Below are 16,723 nucleotides of genomic sequence, written 5' to 3'. Positions count from 1 at the left end.
GAAGAGGGGCGGCCTTTTGCACGGTGCAAATAGAAAGACCCCTGTCTAGAGAACAGGGGTCTACAAATGATTGCACATCATAAAGAATCATGCTATAGTAAAAAGATCTCTGAGCCGTAATTTTAATAAGACATAATTAGAACATCTTATCTACACTTTTATAATACCATGCGGCGCTGCGGGTTGTCAAATGTCAAACGTTTATTTTCGAGATTTTTTTATAATCGAGAAGGAGTGTGTTTATATTTATGATGGAGACGGAGCAAAACCGGCTAAATGAAGTCAAAGAGAAGCTTAAAGAAAAAATTGCGGAGCTGGAACCGGAGGTGACGCAGCTGTATGGTCAGGCCTCGAATATACGCAGGCACTTCTGGGAGGAAGTAACCGTCAATACGAGCACGGATGAAGATTTCGAGGAAACCTTTTTCAGCATCAATCAGCAGGCAGCCTTGTTATCCGAACGGGAGCGGACGCATGAGAGACGGCAGCAGCAATGGAAAAGCTTAAAGCGGCTCATAAAATCGCCGTATTTTGGACGGATTGACTTCAAGGAGGATGGAATTCAAGAGGCTGAGCAGGTCTACATCGGATTATCGTCTTTCCTTGCATCTGACGGAATGAACTTCCTGGTCTATGACTGGCGGACGCCAATCGCAAGCCTGTATTACGATTATTCTCCCGGACCGGCCTCGTACACTACACCGGGCGGCAGGATTACGGGCAATATGGAGCTCAAGCGGCAGTATCAGATTAAAGACGGGGAGCTTGTTAATTTCTTCGATGCCAGCGTAACGATAGGGGATTCGATGCTGCAGCAGGTGCTTGGTCAAGGTGCCAATAACCAGATGAAAAGCATTGTGGCCACCATTCAAAAGGAACAAAACGCGATTATTCGCAATGATAGCAGCCGGATGCTGATCGTGCAGGGGGCGGCCGGAAGCGGGAAAACCTCTGCCGCTCTTCAGCGTGCAGCGTATTTGCTTTACAAATACAGGGATCGGCTCACAGCCGATCAGATTGTGCTCTTCTCGCCAAATCCGATGTTCAACAGTTATGTATCTACCGTGCTTCCGGAGCTCGGCGAGGAAAATATGCAGCAAACGACCTTTCAGGAATATCTTGCTTATTGGCTTGGGGAAACGATGCGGCTGGAGGATCCGTTCGAGCAGATCGAATACGTGCTGACGCAGGAGGCTGCCGATGGGTACGATGCACGGATTGACGGCATCCGATATAAAGCATCGGAGGCATTCCTCATTTCGCTGCAGCGTTATGCCGGATGGTTAAGCAAGGAAGGCATGAGGTTTAAGAGTATTCGTTTCCGGGACCGCGATCTGATTACGGCAGAGCAAATGTCCAAGCAATTTTACAGCTACGATGCTTCCGTCCGGCTTGCTAACCGGATTATCCTGTTTCAGGAATGGATATTGAAGGAGCTGAAAAAGCTCGCGCGCCATGAGCTGATGGCGGAGTGGGTCGACCGGGAGCTTGATTATCTCGATACGGAACAATACGTAGAAGCTTACGGCGAGATATTGAGGAGGTTCCAGCGCGATGAGGAGTTGTTTGATGTCTCCGAACGTTATGCGAAAGCGCTGGACCGCGCTCACAAATTTACGAATCAGGGAGAGGATAGCGTATTTGACTTCTCCGAGCAGCAGGAGGATTTGCTTCGCCAAATGATCGTGAAGGAGCACTTCAAGCCATTGCGCCGGATGGTGAACAAAATGGAGTTCGTTGATGTGAACGGGCTGTACGCCCAGCTGTTTGACGAAGATGAAGCGTCTTTCCGCAGGATGACCGGCGAGTCCGACATACCGGCAAGCTGGTCGGAAATTTGCGGACAAACGAAGGAGAAGCTGAGCAATAAAGAACTGTTCTACGAGGATGCAACGCCGTATCTGTTCCTGAAGGAGTTAATTGAAGGCTCCAGAATGAACACGATCGTGAGGCATATCTTCGTGGACGAAGGCCAGGATTATTCTCCGTTCCAATATGCGTTTCTGAAGAAGCTGTTCCCGAATGCCCGCATGACGGTTCTTGGCGATTTCGGGCAGGCGATATTTACGCAATCTTCGAAGCTGCAGGGCGGCGACACGCCTCTTGTACGGCTGTACGGAGAGGAGAATACGACTATAATCCCGCTCCTGCGAAGCTATCGGTCGACCAAAGAGATTGTGGAGTTCACGCGCGTCATGCTCCCGGGCGGAGAGGAGATTGTGCCATTCGAGCGTCATGGCAGAAAGCCGTTGATCACAACGGCAGGAAGCCGTGAAGGATTGGTTCGGCAGCTTGTGTATGATTTGGGAGCGCTCAAGGCGGAAGGCAACGGTTCCATTGCTGTCATTACGAAGAATGCAGCCGAAAGCAGGGAGGCTTATGAGGCGCTTAAGTCGAGCGGGGTGGATGGAGTTCGCCTTGTTACTTCAGAAACTCTTATCTTCGAGTCCGGTATCATGGTTATCCCGGCGTACCTGGCCAAAGGAGTCGAATTTGATGCCGTGCTGATCTATGATGCATCGTCCAAGGTCTATAACCGCGAAAGCGAAAGAAAGCTTTTCTATACGGCTTGTACGCGCGCGATGCATCAGCTCAATCTCTACATCTGCGGGGAATGGGCTCCTTATCTAAGCTCCTTAAGCAAAGAGCTGTATGAGGTTCATTCTTTGGAATAAGCGCTCTCCAATTCAGCAAAGTACCGGATGATGCAATCGCGGAAGGATGAAGCGGCTTGAGTCAGATACCGCCCTTTTGGCCAGTGAAGAGAGATAGAACGTTCGCAATAGCCTTCCAGCAGCGGGATTGTTACCACATCCGGTCCGGTTGACCCGCCCCAAGTAATCGCCGGGAGAAAAGCCACACCTTGACCAGCCCGAATAAGACCGCGGACGGTTGCCGGATCGTCACTCTCGAACTGGATGAGAGGGGTGAAGCCGGCAAGCCGGCAGAAGGCATCCGTCGTTTCGCGGAGCGATTTGCCGGGAGGGAGACTGATGAATCTTTCCTCCTTCAGCTCCTCTAGGCTGATCCAGTCCCGCTTCGCTAAACGGTGATCGGAAGGGAGAGCGGCAACAATGGCTTCCCGGAGCAAAGAGACCGAGTTGCAGCCAGAAGGCGGAGCCGCGCCGTCCGATAAGCATAAGTCAAATTCAAAAGCATGGTCGCCAGGCAAAGCATGCTGGAGCAGATGGAATTGCGTGTCCGGCTTTGTCTTGCGGTATTCGGCGAGCAGACCCGGAAGCAGATGGGAGGAGACCCTCACATCAAGCGTGATAAACTCGGAGGGAGCGTGGGCGAAATCCTGCAGCTCCCGCTTCCCGTCCTCCAGTGCCTGAAGGGCGATATCGACCTTGCTAAGAAAATGCTTGCCCTGCTCATTAAGGCGAATCGTTTTGTTGGTTCGCTCGAACAGCTTGACGCCTAACTCGGCTTCGAGGGAGCCGATCATTTTGCTAAGAGCCGGTTGCGAGATATGCAGCCGCTGGGCAGCCTGCGTCATATGCTGCATCCGGGCTGCCGTCTGGAAGTATTTCAATTGCAGGAGCTCCATGATTTATACCAACCTTCCATATTGTCATAACTATACGGTTATGCTTGTTATGCCTAAATATATATTAGAGTTTATCGATTCTCAAGACTATAATGGTCACATCACACTTTCGGATGGGAGAATTGTTCAAGTGATTATTCAAACTTCGTCTGGCCAAGTAAAGGGCGTTCCATTAAACGGATCGTTCGTATTTAGAGGAATTCCTTATGCAGCCGCTCCAGCCGGGCAGCTCAGGTTCAAGCCGCCTCAGCCGCCGCCGGCATGGGAAGGAGTCAGGGATTGCAATCTGTATGGTCCAATCGCTCATCAGAATGTTGACCCGAACAGCATGCTCCCGGAGCTTGAACATTCGGAGGATTGCCTCAATCTCAATGTATGGACGGCTGGTCCTGTAGGTCAGCTTCGGCCCGTAATGGTCTATATTCACGGCGGAGGCTTTATATCCGGTAAAGGCGCGGATTGCGACGGTTCTCGTTATGCCGCGGAGGATGGCATGGTCTACGTCTCCATTAATTATCGCTTGGGTGCGTTAGGCTATCTTTACCTAGGCGATGTGCTTGGAGAAGAATACGCAGCTTCGGGCAATAACGGCATGCTGGATATTCTCGCCGCGCTGCGCTGGGTGCAGACGAATATTGCGGCATTCGGCGGAGATCCCGGCCGCGTCACCGTACTCGGAAATTCCGCTGGCGCCAAATGCACGGCAACGCTTTATGCCATGAAAGCTGCCGAAGGATTGTTTCATCGGGCGATTGCGCAAAGCGGCGCTACCCAATCGATTAGAGACAAGAAGACGGCTTCCGTAACGACTCGCAGGTTATTGGATGTATTGGGGCTTGGGCCCGAGGAGGCTGGAAAGCTTTTGGAGCTTCCCGCCAAGCAGTTAATAGATGCCCAAATGAAAGTTGGACCGAATACTTCAAGCAACCTGCATATGTTTGGTCCGGTTGCCGACGGCATTCATATTCCACTTAATCCGCTGGCATCGGTTAAGGAAGCGGAGAAGCTTCCGCCGCTGCTGATCGGGACCAATGAAGATGAATCAACCCTGTTTATTTTTTATGACCAGGGACTTCAGAGGCCGGATGCGGGTACTCTCGAGAGGCTATTTGGCGAGAATCGGCTTGCCGCATGGGATACGTTTTGCCGCCACTCGGAGACTTTGCCGGTACACAAGGCCTGGAGTAAAGCGTTAACGGAGCATCTCTATACGATCGGCTCGATGCAGCTGGCTGAGGCTGTTGCCTCGACGGGAACGCCGGTATGGATGTACAGGCTTGTCTATGGGGGAACGCTTGGCGCAACGCATGGCTATGAAGGAAGTCTGATTAATCATGCTGCGGATCCAGCTTGCGATCAATCAGTCCTAACGGATGATCCTCACCATGTACCGGCTGAAGCAAGGCAGCTGGCTGCGCATATGCGATTAGCCTGGAATCAATTTGTTCGTTCCGGTGATCCCAATGCCTCTGAACTGCCGATATGGCCTCATTATAATAATAAGCAATCGGTTTTGATGTTTAATCTGGATAGTCACGTTCAGGATAAGCTTACCCCTCCTGTTGGAATAGCTTGCGGGCATCAGGTTTGGAGGGCATAAGGTTATGATGCTTGTTGAAGTTACGGCTATGATGCTTTTCTTAGGGCTTTTGCTTGGCTTTGTCGGGGCAGGGGGATCGGGCTTTATCATCGCGATCTTGACCGTCATGTTTGGTTATCCGATTCATACGGCTTTGGGTACGGCTCTTGCCGCGATGTTCTTCTCTTCTTTATCCGGATCGGTCAGCCATTACCGGGAAGGCAATATGAAGCTGAAGACCGGCGCCATCGTTGGCCTGTCGGGCGCGATTGGCGCCTGGGTCAGCTCAAGCTGGTCTTCTTTTATTCCCGAGGATCAATTAGGCTGGATGACTTCGGGGATGCTGTTCAGCTCCGGTCTCGCGCTTTGGTTCAGAATGATGTACCAAGCCAAACATGCCGGTAAGGAAGCAGCGGTGCCAATGCGGGCGAGCGGTTTAAGGTTCTATATATTTGCCGCTGCTATCGGTCTAATTACAGGGGCATTGTCCGGTTTGTTCGGGATAGGCTCGACGCCGTTCATTCAGCTGGGGCTGATGCTTATTCTTGGCTTGTCCATGAGGTTCGCGGCCGGAACAACGATGCTGGTTATCATGCCGATTGCCCTTGCAGGGGGAGCCGGTTATTATACGGTTGGCTATCTGGATATCCGGCTGCTGATTGCGGTGGTAATCGGCACAGTGCTGGGCGCGTATATCGGAGCCAAGTTTACGAAGCGAGTACCCGCGTTGATGCTCAAGACCTGCATGGTGCTGACGCCTATGCTAGGCGCAGCCATTTTGCTTGCATGAAATTTGTTTACTCCTAAAGGAGACCTGCAAGTCGGCAGCGAACTTCTTACTTATTCGAAATAATCTTAAGGAGGCTGATTGCGGGTATGAGCAAAGATACGGCTTTGATGGTCATTGACGTGCAGAAGGCTATGTTTGAGGAGGCGGAGCCCCTCCATGCGGCTGACGAATTGATTGAGCGCATTAACGTGCTGCTGGCAAAGGCGAGAGCAAGCCAGATACCAGTTATTTATGTGCAGCATAATGAAGGGGAGGGAGCACCTCTCCAAACGAATACGCCGGGCTGGGAGATCCATTCCGCCATTGCGCCGGCTGCGCAAGACCTCATCATCCAGAAGCATGAGCCGGATTCCTTTTACGAGACTAATCTTCAACGGGAGCTTGAGGCAAAAGGGATCAAGAGGCTGGTCTTGTCCGGGCTGCAGACGGATTATTGCATTAACGCGACTGCCCGCCGCGCGGTTGAACTCGGCTATGACGTGACGGTCGTAAAGGATGCTCATAGCACATATGGGCAAGGCTCCGTTAGCGCCGAGCAGATTATTGAAGAACATAACCAAGCGTTTGGATCCATTGCGAAAACCAAGGAAACTTCAGCTGTCGATTTTAGTTAATGGCCTTAATCGTTACTCATATGAAGGATAAAGGGGCAGGCAGATCAGATGGGTTATATCGAAGAGGTTACAAAGGACTTATATCAATATCTTCCTCCATTGACGGGCAAAGACGATCTGGACGCGTTCTGGTCGGCTACCGTTGAACAGGCGAATAGCATTCCCTTGCAGCCTGAACGGACGGCAATGGATTATCCAAGCAAGCATGTTAAAGTCTACGATATCGCTTATAACGGTCTCGATGAGACGAGAATTCGCGGCTGGCTCCTTATACCCGCCTTTCTGAAGAAAGAATCGTACCCTTGCCTCATTCATTACCATGGCTTCTCGGGAAGCCGCGGGGAACCGTCGGAGTTCATGCATTGGGCCATGATGGGAATGGCGGTCTTATCGGTGGATTGCCGGGATCAGGGTGGTCCAACGGGCAACAGCGCAAGCTATACGCATGGATTTCTCTCGAACGTAGCCAGCAAGGGCGTACATAACAAATGGGAATATTACTACCGCTATGCGTATATGGACTGCTTGAAGGCAATTGATTTTGCCTGTGCTCAGGCAGATATTGACGCGGACAAACTGGTCATCGAAGGCGGAAGTCAAGGCGGCGCATTAGGCATGGCCGTAGCGGCGCTGGATAACCGTCCGAAGCTGGCAATGGTGGATGTGCCAAGCAACAGTAATCTGGCAGCCCGGATTGAAGGCAATCACGGAGCCTTTGGCGCGGTGGCCGAATATTTGAAGCGGCATCCGGAACAAACCGATCTAGTGATGGATAATTTGAGCTATTTCGATACGATGAATCTCGCCGATCGGATTGCTTGTCCGGTACTCGCATCGGTTGCTCTGAAGGACGAGACTTGTCCGGCTCAAATGTATTTCGCCACGTACAACCGAATCCAAGCGGATAAGGAGATCGTTATCTACCCGTTTAACGGTCATGAGGGCGGAGGGGCCAGACAGACTAAAATCAAGCTGGCTTATCTGTCCAAGCATTTCGGCGGATGGTTTGAATAAGGAAATGAGCATGGAGCTTATGTTCAACGTTATCGTTGGCATAAGCTCTTTTTCTTTTGCGAGTAGTTAACCAATTGTTCCTTATTTGACAAGTTGTCTATTACTTATATATACTTTTATTGAACAGTTGTACAATAAATAACATGCGGAGGGATTTGTTATGCGTTTGGAAGGTAAAGTAGCGGTTGTAACCGGAGCTGCATCCGGTATGGGGAAAGCCATTGCCGAGCTGTACGCAAAAGAAGGGGCGAAGGTTGTTGTCTCGGACCTGAACGCGGAAGGCGCGGAGACGGTTGTTGCAGGCATTAAAGCTAACGGCGGACAAGCTATAGCCGTAAAAACAAACGTTGCGGATCTGAACGATATTCATGCCATGATCGATACGGCTGTTCAAGAGTTCGGAACGCTGGACATTCTGGTTAACAATGCGGGAATTATGGATAACATGGCTGCAATCGGCGATGTTGAGGATGAACGTTGGGATCTCATTTTTGAAGTCAATACAAAAGGGGTTATGCGCGCGATTCGCAAAGCACTCCCGATCTTCCTGGAGAAAGGTAAAGGCGTAATTATTAATACAGCTTCAACAGGCGGCTTCAGCGGCGCTCACGCGGGCGCGGCTTATACGGCTTCCAAGCACGCCGTTATCGGCATTACGAAAAATACGGGCTTCATGTACGCGCAAAAAGGGATCCGTTGTAATGCCATTGCTCCTGGCGCAACGATGACCAACATCTCCGCCTCCATGAACAACATCAACGAGTTTGGCGCATCCCGGACAAAAGTGACGCAAGGAGTTATTCCGCGCGTTGGACAACCCGAGGAAATTGCGCAAGTTGCATTGTTCCTGGCATCGGATGAATCCAGCTTCGTCAATGGCGTTGTCCTTGCAGCGGATGCGGGCTGGACTGCAGCGTTCTAATTCGTTATTTATACAACAAGTTGCAGGCCGTTAGGTTTGCAACTTTTTTTCTTGTCAGATGATGCTATACTAGTAGGACTGGCATAAGAGGATAAACCGACAGTCATGAGGTGTAGCAGGACATGAATGAGAACGATCTGAGGATTGTAAAAACGAAGAGAGCCTTGCATCAGGCGCTTCTTGCTTTGTTGAAGAAGCAAACATTGGAATCCATCTCCGTCTCCACGTTATGCCGTGAGGCGGGTGTTAATAGAGGAACCTTTTATTTGCATTATAACGATGTTGGGGCATTGTTCGACGAGCATCTCAATCATCTGCTCAAGGATCTGGAGGAGTCATACTACGAGCCGTATAAGCATGTAACCGAGATGAACCATACGCTGCTCGATCCCGCAACCATCCGGATTTTCCACCATGTGAAGAAGTATCAGCCGTTTTACGAAATTGTTTTCGATAAAAAATCCTCGATCTCCTATTATTACTCCCTCTTTGAGAAGATTAAAGGATTGATGATCGAAAGCACCGGGTCCAGCGGAACAAGCAATACGTTTGTCATCGCTTATCTGGTTAATGCCATCATGGGCCTGCTTATTCAGTGGAACGAGGAAGGCTTCAGCCAAACTCCGGAGTATATGAGCGAGCAGCTGAGCAGTATTCTGAAATCGATGTATCAAAAGCCTGTTCATTGAGCCGCGATTTTCGCGGTTTTTTTTATTGAACTGTTTTACGGTGACGAAAAATAAAACGATTGACTTTCATCGGCGTTCTACGGGGGCTTGACTTCCTTGTGCTATAGTTAGAAGCGAGTGAGCGTTTCATGGGAGGCAAGGGATGTTTCAATATAGTTATTGCCGCGATCGTTTATTCTGCCGTGCTGGATTGGAAGGAAACGAAGGGTAAGACGAAGGGGAGGGGGGAGGCATGATCAGAAGAATGGATAGCTATTCCCCGCTTCATTTGTCTATTCTAATCTTCTTGTTTCTTGAAGGGACGGCCATCTTAATGAATTTGGCTTCCGATCTGGGACGGGATGCCTGGGTTGCTACATTCGCATGTACCTTTATCGGCAAGTTCCTGATCTGGTGGTTCTTATCCCTTATCCGCCATTCGGAACAAAAGAATATATACGGCGTATTCCAGCAGGCGCTGGGGAAAGCCGGCGGCGCCATACTTGGGATTTGCGCAACTAACCTCTTAGGTCAAGCGTTTAAGAATTAACGAACGGCTACGGGAGGCTGATGAATGATAAACGTTTCAAAAATCGTTGCCATCGCGCTTGCGTTAAGTATAATAGCAATAATAATCAGTATGATTGCGTTAGGCTATCTACTAAGCCATCTATAAGCGAAGGGGGAGGTTATTATTAATCCGGAGCTGATTAAAGTGCCATCTAGTTGGGGAATTCAGCTGTTGCAAAAATATGTGAAAAGAGAAGGTCAGAGCAAGCGGCTTGCCGTCTTGTTCCCGGGGCAAAACTATTCCTGCGAGCTGCCCCTGCTTCATTATGCCGGTAAAACCGCACTTCAGTCCGGTTATGATATTGTGTTGCTGGAATATGGGCATCAGGCAGCGAGAACCAGCCTGGATATTCAAAGCCTGACAAGATTGATAGAAGAAAGTTACCAGTCTATCCAACATCTGCTGCCGCAATATGAACATGTCGTCTTTGTCAGCAAAAGCCTTGGAACCGTTGTTGCGGGCGAGGTGCATAAAATGCTTCAAAGAGAAATTAGGCATATCTTTTTGACCCCATTGGAAAGAACAATTCCTTACTTGAATACATATGATCGTATTGTGATCTACGGTGATAAGGACGAATGGTTCAATTGGGATGCGGCGGAACAAATGGAGGATAACCGCGGCGTGTACGTCATTCCGAAGGCAAATCACGGACTGGAAACAGGGGATGTCGAAGAGCATTTGGGTATCTTAAGCTTTGTTGTGCAGCGATACAAGGAATTCTTTATTAGGGATTCGTATTGACGGAATCTTGCCATTATAGTTATTATAGATATATGAAGTCCGTGATTGGGCGAGGAATAGGAAGTTAATTTACAGGAGTAACATTGCCTAGTCTGTTCCGGCGCAATGTTCATTTTACGGCAATCACGGATATTATAAGTCTTTAAAGTCTATGTTAAATAGGAGGAATAAAGAATGAGATACGATGTTGCCATTATTGGAGGCGGACCGGCAGGTTTAAATGCGGCGTTGGTGTTGGGCAGGGCGAGACGCACGGTTGCTCTGTTTGATAACAGTCAGCCAAGAAACAAGGTCACGCATGCTTCTCACGGGTTTATTACGAGAGACGGGATTGAGCCTGCGGAATTCCGGCGCATAGCTTACGAAGAGGTTCTGGGCTATCCGACAGTCAAGCATTGGGAGACGGATGTGACGGATATTCGGAGGACCGAGGACGGATTTGCCGTTGTCACCAAATCAGGTGATGAAATGCTGGCAGGCAAGATTATTCTAGCAGCCGGTTTGAAGGAAGAGCTTCCGGAGATTGAAGGCGTACGGGAGCATTATGGAAAAAGCCTGTTTGCCTGTCCGTTCTGTGACGGCTGGGAATTAAGAGATCAACCGCTTGTCGTCATCTCGGATATGCCAAGCGCGTTTCATAAGGTCAAGCTGCTTCGGAATTGGAGCCGGGACATCATCGTATGTACCAACGGAACAACGGATGTGCTTAGCTCCGAGCAGCGGGAGCAGCTTGCGGCAAGAGGGATTCCGGTTATGGATACGCCAATCTCGTCATTAGCCGGGCAGGATGGCAGGCTGGAGAAGGTGCATTTTACAGACGGCACGTCAATTGAACGAAGCGGAGGGTTTATTGATCCCGCTCAAATTTCTAAAATCGACTTCCAAGAAGCATTGGGCTATGCCGTTACGGATAACGGAGGCATTATGACAAACGAAATGGGCATGACGACAGCGGAAGGCGTCTTTGCGGCCGGAGATACCGTGTATGTCATGCCTTCCCAATTAATCTATGCCGCGGCCTCGGGGAGCAAAGCGGCTATGGCGGTAATGGCGGAGCTGACTGAGGAGAATTGGTAATTATTATAAAGGAATTAGGCGAGTGATGCCGAATACAAACAGGAATTAATGAATAGAGGAGGACTTTGATTTGCCTTTTATTCTGAGGACGATGATGAAGGTGCTGCGGGTGCCAAACCGGACGATCTTCATTGTGGTCATCGCCTTTGTATTCGGCAGTGCCAGTATCGCTTATGCTCTTGAGCCAGCTACCTTTCATACCTGGTTTAACGCCTTATATTGGGTCATGACAACAATGGCGACGGTGGGTTATGGCGACTATTTCGCCAAGACCTTACCCGGGAAAATCTTCACTCTGTTTATTTATGTATTTGGGATTGGTCTGCTTAGCTTGATCATTGGCAAAATCATTGATTTATTATCGACTATCTATAAGCATTGGGAGGCAGGGAAATTGAATTTTCATGGGAAAGATCACATCATTATCATTAACTGGAGCAAGAAAGCCCAGTATGCCATAGAAGAGATCCTGTCCTTTTCGCCGTCCTCGCATATTGTCATCATTGATGAATCGGATAAGCATCCGGTTACGGACCGCCATGAGATTCATTTCATAAGCGGGGATCCTTCTGCGGAAGAAGTGCTGGAGAGAGCGATGATCAAGCAGGCGAAGGCAGTCATTATTTTTGCAGATACGCGGATTGACGAACCGGCGCTCGCGGACGGCAAGACGCTCTTGATTGCATCCAGCATCGAACGGCTGCATCCAAGCGTACATACGACCGTGGAGATTACGCAGGATAAGAACACGAAGAACTTCCGGCATGTTCATGTCAATGATTTCGTCCTCTCGTATGACGCGGTCTCCAGACTGGCCGTTCGCGCAGCGCTGCAGCAAGGCAGCTCGGAAATCATTAACCAGCTGATCAGCAGGGAGGTTGGGGACGATATTTACGAAATTCCGGTCAGACCGGAATGGAAAACGTACAAGGATGCCTTCCTCGGCACGCTGGAGCATGGGGCAACCCTCTTATCCGACCGAGGTGATCTTGGAATCAACCGGAAATTAAATCTTCCGATTCCCCCTGATGCCAGGTTGTTCGTCATATCGGATGAACAGACCTACCACAAGCTCCAGCGCAAATAAATTTGGACAAAACGGCAGCCAATCGCTGTCGTTTTTTATAGGTTAACCTCTATAATAGGAACAGCAGGAAGGAGAGTTAAGCATGAAAGTCATTGTTATTGGCGCGGGGATTCTTGGGGCATCGACAGCCTATCAGTTAGCCAAGTCGGGTGCCGAGGTCCTTATCATAGATCGAAAGGATAAAGGACAGGCTACGGATGCGGCTGCCGGCATTATTTGCCCCTGGTTGTCTCAACGGCGCAACAAAGCTTGGTATCAGCTTGTCAAAGGCGGAGCCCGTTATTATCCGGCGTTAATTGCTGACCTGGAGGCAGAGGGGGAAACGGATACCGGTTATGCCCAGGTCGGAGCCTTAAGTATACATACGGACATGGATAAGCTCAAAAAGCTGGAGGAGCGTGCTTATGACAGGCTGAAGGATGCTCCGGAGATTGGAAATATCGCTTGTCTGGACGAGAAGGAGACGCTGGAACGGTTCCCGCTGCTGGCAGACGAGTATTCCTCTGTTCATATCAGCGGTGCTGCCCGAGTGGATGGCAGGGCTCTTCGCGATGCTTTAATCCGTTCAGCCACGCGTCATGGGGCAGAGCTTGTTAGCGGGGATGCCGTAATCGAGCATAAATTCAACCGGGTAACGGGAGTTAAAGTCGGTTCCGCAATTTACCCGGCTGATAAGGTTGTGGTGTGTGCGGGAGCATGGGCGGGAGCTTTGCTGCAGCCCCTTGGAATAGATTTCAAAGTGAGTTATCAGAAGGCTCAGATTATGCATGTACAGCTGGAAGACACCGATCAGCAGACAGGCGGCTGGCCTGTGATCATGCCTCCGTCAGACCAGTACCTGCTCGCCTTCGATCGGCAAAGAATGGTTATTGGAGCTACGCACGAGAATGATATTTCGGGCTATGATACCCGCATTACTGCTGGCGGAATGCAGGAGATTTTGAATAAGGGGATGAATATCGCCCCCAAGCTTGCGGGCAGTACTTTCCTGGAGGTGCGGGTAGGGTTCCGGCCGTTTACCGCAGATTTCCTGCCGGTGTTTGGAGCGGTTCCGGGTTGGGACAATCTATTCACGGGCAATGGGCTTGGCGCATCCGGTTTGACGGCTGGACCATTTATCGGAAGTCAATTAGCAAAGCTGGCTTTAGGTATGGAATTAGAAATAGATGCGAGCGAATACGAGGTTCGTAAAGCTTTGGGATAAGAAGAGGGAAAGGCAGCCTGTGCAGGCTGCCTTTCTTGTTTCTATTTGGCTTGAAGGGAGTAGTTCGGATGATATTCGCGGTAGATCGGATTCTCGCCGCATACCATGAGGCCTTGACCCCAGTTCACGTGAACGTCCTCAGTCGGAAGGTCCATCGGATCGCGGTATTGGAAGAGCACGTTGCGGCGGTTGCGGGTACTGCGGTTGATATCCGAGCCATGAACCGTCAAATAGTTGAAGAAGAGGACGTCGCCTGCTTCAGCCGGGCAAGGTGTCGCCATGGAGATCGGATATTCCCGGTGATCCAGGTAATGACGGCCGACATGCGGCATCATGCCATTCTTATGGGTTCCGGGGATGACGCAGAGACAACCGTTCTCCATATCGGAATCATCCAGATGAACGCTAGCCGCCAGCATGGAATGCGTAGCATGCGGGAAGTATGGCGCGTCTTGGTGAAGAGGGAAGGCCGCACCGTTCTCCGGCGGTTTCACCAGCATCTTACTATGGTGAAGCTGAACGTTTGGACCAATCAATTGGGACAATACCGCAGCCATGTTTGAATGCGTGGCAGCGCGCGTAAACGCGGCATCCTGGTAATGAACATCATGGAAGCCTTTCAGGACCAGCTTCTTCAGTTGATCGGGAGGGAGATAGTCGCCTTGCCAGGTCGCATTCGAATCAAACTTCGATTGAGCGGCACGATTCAAGATCCCGTCAAGTGCCGTTCTCATTTGCTGAACCTCTTGCGGAGAGAATACGCCCTTGACTAGCAAATATCCATTTTCTTTGTAAAAATCTACATCGGCTTGATTAATCATTTTTTTTCGCTCCTCTACTTGATGGAATGGTAAGCGGTTACTTATACTCTGATTATAGGATTGTAGACAGGAAGTGTATTTAGCGAAAAAAGCCATCCTTTTAAGAATTTACGCCAGGCGGTGGATGATATGAATGCAGAAGCAATTGATAGAGGTCTTCGTTTTCTAAATGAATTGCTTACGCAATGCCAGACAAGCTCGCTCGCATTCCGGGTTCATTATTGGGACTGGAGACAGCTGCATTATAGCAATCATGTTCACAAGCATTCCTATTATGAGGTTTGCTATGTGCTGTCGGGCGAAGGGGAATACCAGGACGAGGATACCGTCTATGAGCTGCGTGCCGGAACGTTATTCGTATCCAGGCCGGGTATCTGGCATCAGATTCGCAGCGAGACGGGGATGAGCATGATCTATGTGGCTTATGAGCTCGATCAACAGGGTTCTCGCGCTGAAGCATACGCAAATTACGGAGATGACCTGGAAGCAGGAAATGCCGTATTTCAGGATGCTATGGACAGCCGGGCAATCCATTATTGGTTAGGGTTATATCAGCATGCTTCCTTACAGCCTTACAGTGAAACGGAGGACTTGAGAATAATGGCAGGCCTTCTGCTCGCAAGTTTGGTGCGTCCGTTTGGCCATGAAGGGAGTGGCACGCTGCCCAACCCGTCAAGGCCGGCACATTCAACCCGGTATGCGGTGCTTCGTCAATCCAAGCAATATATTAGGGATAATTTGTCGCGGCCACTGAAAATCGAGGAAGTCGCGGAATACATGAACATCTCAACGAGGCAGCTGTCGAGGCTGTTCCAATTGGACGGGGGAGATACCTTCTTGACCTATCTTCGCAATGAACGGCTGAAGATAGCGGAAATATTGCTGAAGACCTCCATTTCGCCGTTGAAGGAGATTGCCGCGCATTCGGGATTTCAATCCGTTCATTATTTTACGAACGTGTTTACCGAACAGATGGGTGTCCCGCCAGGCGAGTACCGGAGATTGCATCTGGATTAGCTTTCAAGAGAAAGCAAGGTTGAGCCAAAAAACTTGCTGCCGGCGAAAGGAATAGCCGCGCGAATCAAGAACTGTTCATAAGGATTACAACCAATAGGAAGGGATTGTTGATATGAACGTGTATAACACCGCTTCAGACGTTGCAAACCCAAGCGCAGGTCATCAGCTGGCCGATATTCCGGCGCATGATCCGTTTATCGTGGCCGATCAGAATACGCAAACCTATTACTTGTATACGGGCGGAGGCCCAAGAATTCATGGCATCGACCGGTATGGCGTTCTAACTTATAAGAGCAAGGATTTGGTTAACTGGGAAGGACCCTATGTAGTCTTTCGCGTTCCTGACGGAATATGGGCAAATCCGAAGCATGGCGCATGGGCGCCGGAGGTCCATGCTTATAAAGGCCGTTATTATCTGTTCGTAACGCTGCACAATAACGACAGGAAGCTGGAGGGGCAGGGGAACGGAGGTTACCCGCTTCAATGGCGGGGTTCCGTAATAGCGGTATCCGATTCGCTAGAAGGTCCATTTGAGATCTTAAAGCAGGATGCCCCGGTGCCGCCGCAAGAGCATATGACATTGGATGGCTCCTTGTATGTGGACGAAGAGGGCAAGCCGTGGTTGGTCTATTGTCATGAATGGGTGCAGACGGCTGACGGAACAGTTGAAGCGGTAAAGTTAACGGACGATCTGACCGACCGGGCTTCCGATCCGATTCACTTGTTCAACGGCTCGGAAGCCCCTTGGGATAACGGGGAGCATCCGGCTGACGGCTCAGAATCCGTCTATGTCACGGATGGCTGCCAATTATACCGGACCAAGGAGAATCGACTGGTCATGTTATGGTCGACGTATGATAAGGGCAGCTATGTTCAGACGATTGCCCGTTCAACATCGGGCAAGCTGGAAGGACCATGGGAGCAGCTGGAGCCGTTAGTCTATGAAGACAGCGGGCACGGCATGTTATTTCAAGATTTCGAAGGCTAGTGGAAGCTCATCTTGCACTCGCCGTTCCGAATGCCGGATTCCCGCTGCAAGCTGTATGAGGTTGTTGATGACGGAGA

Annotated in this window: 16 protein-coding genes; 14 read left to right on the top strand and 2 right to left on the bottom strand. The window is 50.1% G+C overall.

All coding sequences use genetic code 11. From position 1 onward, the window contains the following. The first annotated feature begins 248 nt into the window (after positions 1-248). Positions 249-2,675, top strand: coding sequence for an RNA polymerase recycling motor HelD (helD, locus tag M3194_RS14185; RefSeq protein WP_251654725.1), 2,427 nt, complete (start codon positions 249-251; stop codon positions 2,673-2,675). Here helD and M3194_RS14180 read toward each other — a convergent pair. Then, positions 2,660-3,550: a LysR family transcriptional regulator gene (locus M3194_RS14180; protein ID WP_251654724.1), complete on the bottom strand. Its 891-nt coding sequence runs from the start codon at positions 3,548-3,550 to the stop codon at positions 2,660-2,662. The two genes, helD and M3194_RS14180, sit on opposite strands and share 16 nt — an antisense overlap. A gap of 130 nt (positions 3,551-3,680) precedes the next feature. Between M3194_RS14180 and M3194_RS14175 the strand changes: the two genes are divergently transcribed. From M3194_RS14175 to M3194_RS14125, 11 genes are all read left to right on the top strand, one after another. Further along, positions 3,681-5,150: a carboxylesterase/lipase family protein gene (locus M3194_RS14175; protein ID WP_251654723.1), complete on the top strand. Its 1,470-nt coding sequence runs from the start codon at positions 3,681-3,683 to the stop codon at positions 5,148-5,150. Between the two features lie 7 nt (positions 5,151-5,157). Continuing rightward, positions 5,158-5,919, top strand: coding sequence for a sulfite exporter TauE/SafE family protein (locus tag M3194_RS14170; RefSeq protein ID WP_397334330.1), 762 nt, complete (start codon positions 5,158-5,160; stop codon positions 5,917-5,919). 86 nt (positions 5,920-6,005) lie between these two features. Next, entirely contained in the window at positions 6,006-6,533 is a 528-nt protein-coding gene (locus M3194_RS14165; protein WP_251654721.1) for a cysteine hydrolase family protein, read from the top strand. Between the two features lie 48 nt (positions 6,534-6,581). Then, positions 6,582-7,547, top strand: coding sequence for an acetylxylan esterase (locus M3194_RS14160; RefSeq protein ID WP_251654720.1), 966 nt, complete (start codon positions 6,582-6,584; stop codon positions 7,545-7,547). 160 nt (positions 7,548-7,707) lie between these two features. Continuing rightward, positions 7,708-8,469 carry an SDR family oxidoreductase gene (locus tag M3194_RS14155; protein WP_251654719.1) on the top strand — a complete coding sequence of 254 codons (762 nt, stop codon included), beginning with the start codon at positions 7,708-7,710 and terminating at the stop codon, positions 8,467-8,469. Positions 8,470-8,591: 122 nt separating this feature from the next. Next, a complete protein-coding gene (locus M3194_RS14150) occupies positions 8,592-9,158 on the top strand; it encodes a TetR/AcrR family transcriptional regulator (protein WP_251654718.1) in 567 nt (188 codons plus the stop codon). 232 nt (positions 9,159-9,390) lie between these two features. Next, positions 9,391-9,687, top strand: a complete 297-nt coding sequence (locus tag M3194_RS14145) for a GerAB/ArcD/ProY family transporter (RefSeq protein ID WP_251654717.1) — start codon at positions 9,391-9,393, stop codon at positions 9,685-9,687. A gap of 165 nt (positions 9,688-9,852) precedes the next feature. Next, positions 9,853-10,452, top strand: coding sequence for an alpha/beta hydrolase (locus M3194_RS14140; protein WP_251654716.1), 600 nt, complete (start codon positions 9,853-9,855; stop codon positions 10,450-10,452). A gap of 174 nt (positions 10,453-10,626) precedes the next feature. Then, the gene (locus tag M3194_RS14135) at positions 10,627-11,529 is read left to right on the top strand and encodes an NAD(P)/FAD-dependent oxidoreductase (RefSeq protein ID WP_251654715.1); all 903 of its coding nucleotides are present in this window, start codon (positions 10,627-10,629) and stop codon (positions 11,527-11,529) included. A gap of 70 nt (positions 11,530-11,599) precedes the next feature. Then, complete coding sequence (locus M3194_RS14130; protein WP_251654714.1) at positions 11,600-12,616, top strand: potassium channel family protein; 1,017 nt, start codon at positions 11,600-11,602, stop codon at positions 12,614-12,616. A gap of 82 nt (positions 12,617-12,698) precedes the next feature. Then, positions 12,699-13,820 (top strand): NAD(P)/FAD-dependent oxidoreductase, encoded by a 1,122-nt coding sequence (locus tag M3194_RS14125; RefSeq protein ID WP_251654713.1) that lies wholly within the window; start codon positions 12,699-12,701, stop codon positions 13,818-13,820. Between the two features lie 41 nt (positions 13,821-13,861). Here the strand turns inward: M3194_RS14125 and M3194_RS14120 are convergent, their stop codons facing one another. Next, the gene (locus M3194_RS14120) at positions 13,862-14,641 is read right to left on the bottom strand and encodes a phytanoyl-CoA dioxygenase family protein (RefSeq protein ID WP_251654712.1); all 780 of its coding nucleotides are present in this window, start codon (positions 14,639-14,641) and stop codon (positions 13,862-13,864) included. Between the two features lie 129 nt (positions 14,642-14,770). On the opposite strand from M3194_RS14120, the gene M3194_RS14115 reads away from it, so the two are divergent. Together M3194_RS14115 and M3194_RS14110 are read left to right on the top strand one after the other, a co-directional pair. Next, positions 14,771-15,658 carry an AraC family transcriptional regulator gene (locus M3194_RS14115; RefSeq protein WP_251654711.1) on the top strand — a complete coding sequence of 296 codons (888 nt, stop codon included), beginning with the start codon at positions 14,771-14,773 and terminating at the stop codon, positions 15,656-15,658. A gap of 112 nt (positions 15,659-15,770) precedes the next feature. After that, entirely contained in the window at positions 15,771-16,646 is an 876-nt protein-coding gene (locus M3194_RS14110; RefSeq protein ID WP_251654710.1) for a glycoside hydrolase family 43 protein, read from the top strand. Positions 16,647-16,723: the final 77 nt, after the last annotated feature.

This window comes from Paenibacillus glycanilyticus, from assembly GCF_023715145.1.
GTDB lineage: Bacteria > Bacillota > Bacilli > Paenibacillales > Paenibacillaceae > Pristimantibacillus > Pristimantibacillus glycanilyticus_A.
Note: the sequence above shows the minus strand (reverse complement) of the source record. Positions and strands in the feature narration are given on the sequence as shown.

What these genes read in the sequence shown, in the direction of transcription:
- M3194_RS14150 (WP_251654718.1), top strand. Translation starts at nt 8,592, where the DNA reads ATGAATGAGAACGATCTGAGGATTGTAAAAACGAAGAGAGCCTTGCAT.
- M3194_RS14165 (WP_251654721.1), top strand. Translation starts at nt 6,006, where the DNA reads ATGAGCAAAGATACGGCTTTGATGGTCATTGACGTGCAGAAGGCTATG.
- M3194_RS14170 (WP_397334330.1), top strand. Translation starts at nt 5,158, where the DNA reads ATGCTTGTTGAAGTTACGGCTATGATGCTTTTCTTAGGGCTTTTGCTT.
- M3194_RS14155 (WP_251654719.1), top strand. Translation starts at nt 7,708, where the DNA reads ATGCGTTTGGAAGGTAAAGTAGCGGTTGTAACCGGAGCTGCATCCGGT.
- M3194_RS14110 (WP_251654710.1), top strand. Translation starts at nt 15,771, where the DNA reads ATGAACGTGTATAACACCGCTTCAGACGTTGCAAACCCAAGCGCAGGT.
- M3194_RS14145 (WP_251654717.1), top strand. Translation starts at nt 9,391, where the DNA reads ATGATCAGAAGAATGGATAGCTATTCCCCGCTTCATTTGTCTATTCTA.
- M3194_RS14125 (WP_251654713.1), top strand. Translation starts at nt 12,699, where the DNA reads ATGAAAGTCATTGTTATTGGCGCGGGGATTCTTGGGGCATCGACAGCC.
- M3194_RS14180 (WP_251654724.1), bottom strand. Translation starts at nt 3,550, where the DNA reads ATGGAGCTCCTGCAATTGAAATACTTCCAGACGGCAGCCCGGATGCAG.
- M3194_RS14160 (WP_251654720.1), top strand. Translation starts at nt 6,582, where the DNA reads ATGGGTTATATCGAAGAGGTTACAAAGGACTTATATCAATATCTTCCT.
- helD (WP_251654725.1), top strand. Translation starts at nt 249, where the DNA reads ATGATGGAGACGGAGCAAAACCGGCTAAATGAAGTCAAAGAGAAGCTT.
- M3194_RS14115 (WP_251654711.1), top strand. Translation starts at nt 14,771, where the DNA reads ATGAATGCAGAAGCAATTGATAGAGGTCTTCGTTTTCTAAATGAATTG.
- M3194_RS14135 (WP_251654715.1), top strand. Translation starts at nt 10,627, where the DNA reads ATGAGATACGATGTTGCCATTATTGGAGGCGGACCGGCAGGTTTAAAT.
- M3194_RS14120 (WP_251654712.1), bottom strand. Translation starts at nt 14,641, where the DNA reads ATGATTAATCAAGCCGATGTAGATTTTTACAAAGAAAATGGATATTTG.